The 5,918-nt window shown below is 68.6% G+C and carries 5 protein-coding genes and 2 pseudogenes; all 7 read left to right on the top strand.

The window, feature by feature from the left end:
- Positions 1-188 (top strand): annotated as a pseudogene (locus Q1N79_RS27595) (ABC transporter permease); the annotation flags it as partial.
- Between the two features lie 68 nt (positions 189-256).
- Positions 257-634 (top strand): phage holin family protein, encoded by a 378-nt coding sequence (locus tag Q1N79_RS27600; RefSeq protein WP_300613975.1) that lies wholly within the window; start codon positions 257-259, stop codon positions 632-634.
- Between the two features lie 107 nt (positions 635-741).
- The gene (gene tig, locus Q1N79_RS27605) at positions 742-2,190 is read left to right on the top strand and encodes a trigger factor (protein ID WP_300613976.1); all 1,449 of its coding nucleotides are present in this window, start codon (positions 742-744) and stop codon (positions 2,188-2,190) included.
- 168 nt (positions 2,191-2,358) lie between these two features.
- Positions 2,359-2,928 (top strand): ATP-dependent Clp protease proteolytic subunit, encoded by a 570-nt coding sequence (locus Q1N79_RS27610; protein ID WP_300613980.1) that lies wholly within the window; start codon positions 2,359-2,361, stop codon positions 2,926-2,928.
- A gap of 56 nt (positions 2,929-2,984) precedes the next feature.
- The gene (locus Q1N79_RS27615) at positions 2,985-3,638 is read left to right on the top strand and encodes an ATP-dependent Clp protease proteolytic subunit (RefSeq protein ID WP_300613977.1); all 654 of its coding nucleotides are present in this window, start codon (positions 2,985-2,987) and stop codon (positions 3,636-3,638) included.
- Between the two features lie 170 nt (positions 3,639-3,808).
- Positions 3,809-5,083 carry an ATP-dependent Clp protease ATP-binding subunit ClpX gene (clpX, locus tag Q1N79_RS27620; RefSeq protein ID WP_300613978.1) on the top strand — a complete coding sequence of 425 codons (1,275 nt, stop codon included), beginning with the start codon at positions 3,809-3,811 and terminating at the stop codon, positions 5,081-5,083.
- A 140-nt stretch (positions 5,084-5,223) separates the two neighbouring features.
- A pseudogene (locus Q1N79_RS27625) lies at positions 5,224-5,918 on the top strand (hypothetical protein); the annotation flags it as partial.

The raw sequence follows: 5,918 nt of genomic DNA on the forward strand, positions 1-5,918 counted from the left end.
GCATCCCGCTCGGCATCGGCCTGTTCACGGTCGCCAGCAGCGGTGGCGTGGTCTCGATCCCGCCGGCGTCCTGGCTGGCCGCCGTGGTGGCCGGCGCCCTGGCCGCGGTGGCCGTGCTGACCGCCCTCCCGGCCAGCCTCGGCGCCCGCCGGCCCGCCGCGCCCATCTTGCAAGCGGGGGCGGCCTGAAGCGCGGGATCGGGAAGGACCATGATCCGGGGCGCGGGCATGGCCGATAGTGCTGTACAAATATCGCCATGAAGTACGTCATAGGGGTCATCGTCTCCGCCGCGGCGCTGGGCGTGGCGGCCTGGGTGGTCCCCGGAATCGTGGTAGCCGGCCACACCGACGCCTCGCGGGCCGAGACCCTGCTGGTCGTCGCCCTGATCTTCGGCGTCATCAACACGGTGCTCAAGCCGATCATCAAGACGGTGGGCTGCGCGTTCTACGTGCTGACACTGGGCCTGGTCGCGCTCGTGGTCAACGGGCTGCTGCTCTGGCTGGCCAGCTACATAGCGGGCCAGCTCAAGCTGCCCTTCCACGTCACCGGCTTCGTGGCCGCCGTCGAGGGCGCGCTCATCGTCGCGGTGGTCAGCTGGGTGCTGCACCTGGTGCTCGGCGACGACCGCCGCTGAGCGCACGTCGCCGCGCGGAGCGCGGCCCGCGAGGTCATAGACTTGTGCGCCGTACACTTTCTGCGCCGTCCGCGCAGTCGCCATCCACATCCTGGAGTCACGCCGCCGTGAAGACCGCCGTCGAAGAGCTGAGCCCGACCCGCGTCCGGCTGAGCGTCGAGGTTCCCTTCGAGGAACTCAAGCCGAGCCTGGACAAGGCTTACCGCGAGGTGTCCCGGCAGGTGCGCATTCCCGGGTTCCGCCCGGGCCGGGTCCCCCCGCAGATCATCGACAGGCGGGTCGGGCGTGCCGCGGTGCTCACCGAGGCGGTCAATGACGCGCTGCCCGAGCTGTACAGCAAGGCGGTGCGGGAAGCCGAGGTGCTCACCCTCGGCCAGCCGGACGTCGAGATCACCCAGCTCGACGACGGCAAGGATCTCACGTTCACGGCCGAGGTCGAGGTGCGGCCGAAGTTCGAGCTGCCCGACCTGGCAACGCTGTCGGTCACGGTGGACAACACGGAGATCACCCCGGACGACGTCGAGGAGTACCTCACCTCGCTGCGCGAGCGCTTCGCCTCGCTCAAGACCGCGCAGCGCCCGGCGCAGGACGGCGACTACACGACGATCGACCTGTCGGCCTCGGTGGACGGCAAGCCGGTGGAGGACGCGCAGGCGAGCGGCCTGTCCTACCAGATCGGCAGCGGGACGATGCTCGATGGCCTGGACGAGGCGCTCGCCGGCATGTCCGCCGGGGAGTCGGCGACGTTCACAAGCGAGCTCGCCGGCGGCGAGTCCGCCGGCGAGCAGGCCGACGTCACGGTCACCGTGCAGAACGTCAAGGTCAAGGAACTGCCCGAGCTCGACGACGACTTCGCCCAGCTGGCGAGCGAGTTCGACACGCTCGGCGAGCTGCGCGCCGACACCCGCCGCCAGCTTGCCCGGTTCCGGCGGCTCAGGCAGGCGACCCAGGCCAGGGACCGTGCCGTGGACGCGCTCGTCGACAGCATCGCGATCCCGCTGCCAGAGAAGTTCGTCGAGCGCGAGCTCGAGCACTCGCGCCAGTCGGTCGGCGACCAGCTGACCCGGCTGCGCACGTCGATGGCGGACTACCTGCAGTCGCGGCAGCAGACCCAGGAGGAGTTCGACGCCGAGCTCCTCGCGCAGTCCCAGCGCGCCGTCAAGGTGGGGTTCGTCCTCGACGAGGTGGCCCGCACGGAAGACCTGTCGGTCAGCCAGGCCGAGCTGTCCTACTTCGTCGCCGACCAGGCCCAGCGGATGGGCGTCGGTCCCGAGTACCTGGCCAGGCAGCTGGGCGAGTCCGGGCAGCTCGGCAGCGCACTGACCGAGGTCCTGCGCGGCAAGGCCGCCACGCTGGTGGCCGAGCGGGTCACGGTGACCGACGAGGCCGGCCATCCGGTCGACATCAAGGCCGAGATCGAGGCGCTCAACACCGAGGTCGACGGCCTGCTCGCGGCGCAGGCGGCCGAGGCGGCGCAGGCGGCAGGGGAAGCGGAGGACGCCGCTGACGCCGATGCGGCTGGCGACGCCGACGGGGAGGACTCCGCAGCGGACTGACCGTGACCGCACCGGCGTGCGCCGGTAGCGAACACCGGGCTGCACCGCACCCGGCAGCTCCGCGGTGGCGTTATGGTCCTGTCAACGACACCCGAAGTGATCGGAGCAGGTGACCACGTGACACAGCCTCTGCCAGTCGCAAGGACGGCGACCCCTGACGCCCCCGTGATGCCGAGTGACTTGCTGTTCCAGCGGTTGCTGCGGAACCGCATCATCTTTCTCGGCCAGCAGGTGGACGACGACATCGCCAACCGGATCTGCGCCGAGATTCTCCTGCTGTCCGCCGAAGACGACAAGCGCGACATCCAGCTGTTCATCAACTCGCCCGGTGGTTCTGTGTACGCGGGGATGGCGATCTACGACGTGATGCAGTACGTGCCCAACGACGTCGCGACGTACGCGTTCGGCATGGCGGCCTCGATGGGCCAGTTCCTGCTCACCGCCGGTGCCCACGGCAAGCGCTACGCGCTGCCGCACGCGACGATCCTGATGCACCAGCCGTCGGGCGGCATCGGCGGCACCGCCTCGGACATCAGGATCCAGGCCGAGCAGATGCTCTACATCAAGCGGACACTCTTCGAGCGCACGGCGTTCCACACCGGCCAGACCGTGGAGCAGATCGAGCAGGACGCGGACCGCGACCGCTGGTACACCGCGGAGGAGGCGAAGGAGTACGGCTTCGTCGACCATGTGATCCGCAGCGCCATCGAGGTCCCGTCGATGGGCTCCGCATCCTGAGCAGCCCAGGGCGGATCCCACCGGAACCCGTCAGTTTTCAAGAAGGAGACCCGAACGTGACCGACCTGAGCCGACACCCGCAGTCCAGGTACGTGCTGCCGTCCTTCGTCGAGCGCACGTCGTACGGGGTCAAGGAGATGAACCCGTACAACAAGCTCTTCGAGGAGCGGATCATCTTCCTTGGCGTCCAGATCGACGACGCCTCGGCGAACGACGTCATGGCCCAGCTGCTCACGCTCGAGGCCATCGACCCGGACCGCGAGATCACCATGTACATCAACTCGCCCGGCGGGTCGATGACGTCCATGATGGCGATCTACGACACCATGCAGTTCATCCAGCCGGACATCACCACCTGCTGCATCGGCCAGGCGGCGAGCGCGGCCGCGGTGCTGCTCGCGGCGGGCACCAAGGGCAAGCGGATGGCGCTGCCGAACTCCCGGATCCTCATCCACCAGCCCGCCACGGAGGGCGGCTACGGCCAGTCCACCGACATGGAGATCCAGGCGCGGGAGATCCTGCGGATGCGCACCGCGATGGAGGTCATCCTGGCCAGGCACACCGGCAAGGGCGAGGAAGTCATCAGGCGCGACATCGAGCGGGACAAGTTCCTCACCGCGGCGGAGGCCAAGGATTACGGGATGATCGACGAGGTGCTGACGGTGCTCAAGCGCGGGACGCTGCGCACGCCCGAGGTAGTGTCTTCCTAACCGGGGAAGATTCACCTCTTCCCTCCCGGGCCGCTGAGGGGGTTTGATTGGTCCATCGGACCCCTGCAGGCGGTACGGTCGAAGCAAGCGCATGACGGCATGGCGGGACATGCCCGCTGAGCCTGGCCCGTGCGGGCCCGGCTCGCGGCCCCATGTAAAGGAGAACCTGGGTGGCACGCATCGGTGACGGTGGCGACCTGCTGAAGTGCTCGTTCTGCGGGAAGAGCCAAAAGCAGGTAAAAAAGCTCATCGCCGGGCCTGGCGTGTACATCTGCGATGAGTGCATCGACCTGTGCAACGAGATCATCGAGGAAGAGCTCTCAGAGCCGTCCGAGTTCAAGTGGGACAGCCTGCCGAAACCGCGCGAGATCTATGAGTTTCTCGACGCGTACGTGATCGGCCAGGACAAGGCCAAGAAGGCGCTTTCCGTCGCGGTGTACAACCACTACAAGCGCGTCCAGTCGGGCGGGGACAGGCCGGGTGACGACAGCGTCGAGCTGGCCAAATCCAACATTCTCCTGCTCGGCCCCACGGGCTCGGGCAAGACGCTGCTCGCGCAGACGCTCGCCAGGCTGCTCAACGTGCCGTTCGCGATCGCCGACGCCACCGCGCTGACCGAGGCCGGGTACGTCGGCGAGGATGTCGAGAACATCCTGCTCAAGCTCATCCAGGCCGCCGACTACGACGTCAAGAAGGCGGAGACCGGGATCATCTACATCGACGAGATCGACAAGATCGCGCGCAAGAGCGAGAACCCGTCGATCACCAGGGACGTCTCTGGCGAGGGCGTGCAGCAGGCGCTGCTGAAGATCATTGAGGGCACGACCGCCAGCGTGCCGCCGCAGGGCGGTCGCAAGCACCCGCACCAGGAGTTCATCCAGATCGACACCACCAACGTGCTGTTCATCTGCGGCGGCGCGTTCGCCGGCCTGGAAAAGATCATCGAGCAGCGCTCGGGGAACAACGGGATCGGCTTCAACGGCGTGCTCCGGGTACGCAGCAAGCACGTCACCGAGGACACCTTCGCCGAGGTGATGCCGGAGGACCTGCTGAAGTTCGGCATGATTCCCGAGTTCGTCGGCCGGCTGCCGGTCATCACGAGCGTGCACAACCTGGACCGCGAGGCGCTCATCCAGATCCTCACCGAACCGCGCAACGCGCTCGTCAAGCAGTACAAGCGGCTGTTCGAGCTGGACGGCGTGGACCTGGAGTTCACCCCGGACGCCCTGGAGGCGGTCGCCGACCAGGCGAACCTTCGCGGCACGGGCGCCCGCGGGCTGCGGGCGATCATGGAGGAAGTGCTGCTCTCTGTGATGTACGAGGTGCCCAGCCGCAAGGACGTCGAACGCGTCGTCATCACCCGCGAGGCCGTGCTCGAGAACGTCAACCCGACGCTCGTGCCGCGTGACGTCTCACGCCGCACGCCGCGCGAGAAGTCGGCCTGAGGGCACGGTGCAGGACCGCTCCGTGGCGGTATGTAACTGATATCCCTAGTTTGCCGGTAATGCCCTTAAGCCTGCCTGGTCCTCGGTACTCTCAGGGACGTTAGTTTTCCCGCGGGACCACGACCGGGGAGTGAGCGCAGATGAGCGGCTGGGACGCCTCCTCCGGGCCCATCTGGGACCAGCAGGGCGGGGCGGGCGACAACACGCAGTCATTCGGGCTGCCCGATTTCGCCGACGGCGCCGGCGTCGGCTGGGGTGATCCGGGCGAGCCGCCGGACATCTTCAAGCAGGACTACGGCTTCGTGCAGGACGACCGCACGCCGGGTTCGGGCAGGCAGGACTTCGGCCAGCAGGGCTTCGGCGGGCAGGGTGCCGGTCGGCCGGGGCAAGCGCGGCCGGGGTACGGGCGCAGGGAGGATTCCGGCCACCGGGGCAACGGCCACCAGGGGCGCGCCAGGCCGGACTTCGGGCAGCGGGACTACCTTGAGGAGGACTTCCCCGAGCCGGAGCACTTCCAGCAGAACTACGCGCAGGACTTCCTCGAGCAGGAGCAGTCCGCGCCGGGGACCGCCCGCGGATTCCGCGGCTTCCCCGGCACAGAAGACGACGGCGCGAATCACGCCGGCCGCGGCCCGGCGGACCCGGATTACGCGGCGCGCATGGACCCCGCCCTGCGCGATTTCTTCGCTCCGCAGTCGCCCCGCCAGGACGGCGCGCAGCAGCGCTACGGCACCGGCGGTTACCCGGGCCAGGACGCCGGTCCCGGCCGGGGCGCGGGCCAGCGGTCTGCCCGCCGCGCCGGCCAGCCAGGCGGGGGCTGGTCCGCCCGCCCGCC

This window comes from Trebonia sp. (assembly GCF_030042015.1).
Lineage (GTDB): Bacteria > Actinomycetota > Actinomycetes > Streptosporangiales > Streptosporangiaceae > Trebonia.

Excerpts from the sequence above, each read along its gene's own strand:
- Q1N79_RS27610 (WP_300613980.1), top strand. The coding sequence starts at position 2,359 with ATGCCGAGTGACTTGCTGTTCCAGCGGTTGCTGCGGAACCGCATCATC.
- Q1N79_RS27600 (WP_300613975.1), top strand. The coding sequence starts at position 257 with ATGAAGTACGTCATAGGGGTCATCGTCTCCGCCGCGGCGCTGGGCGTG.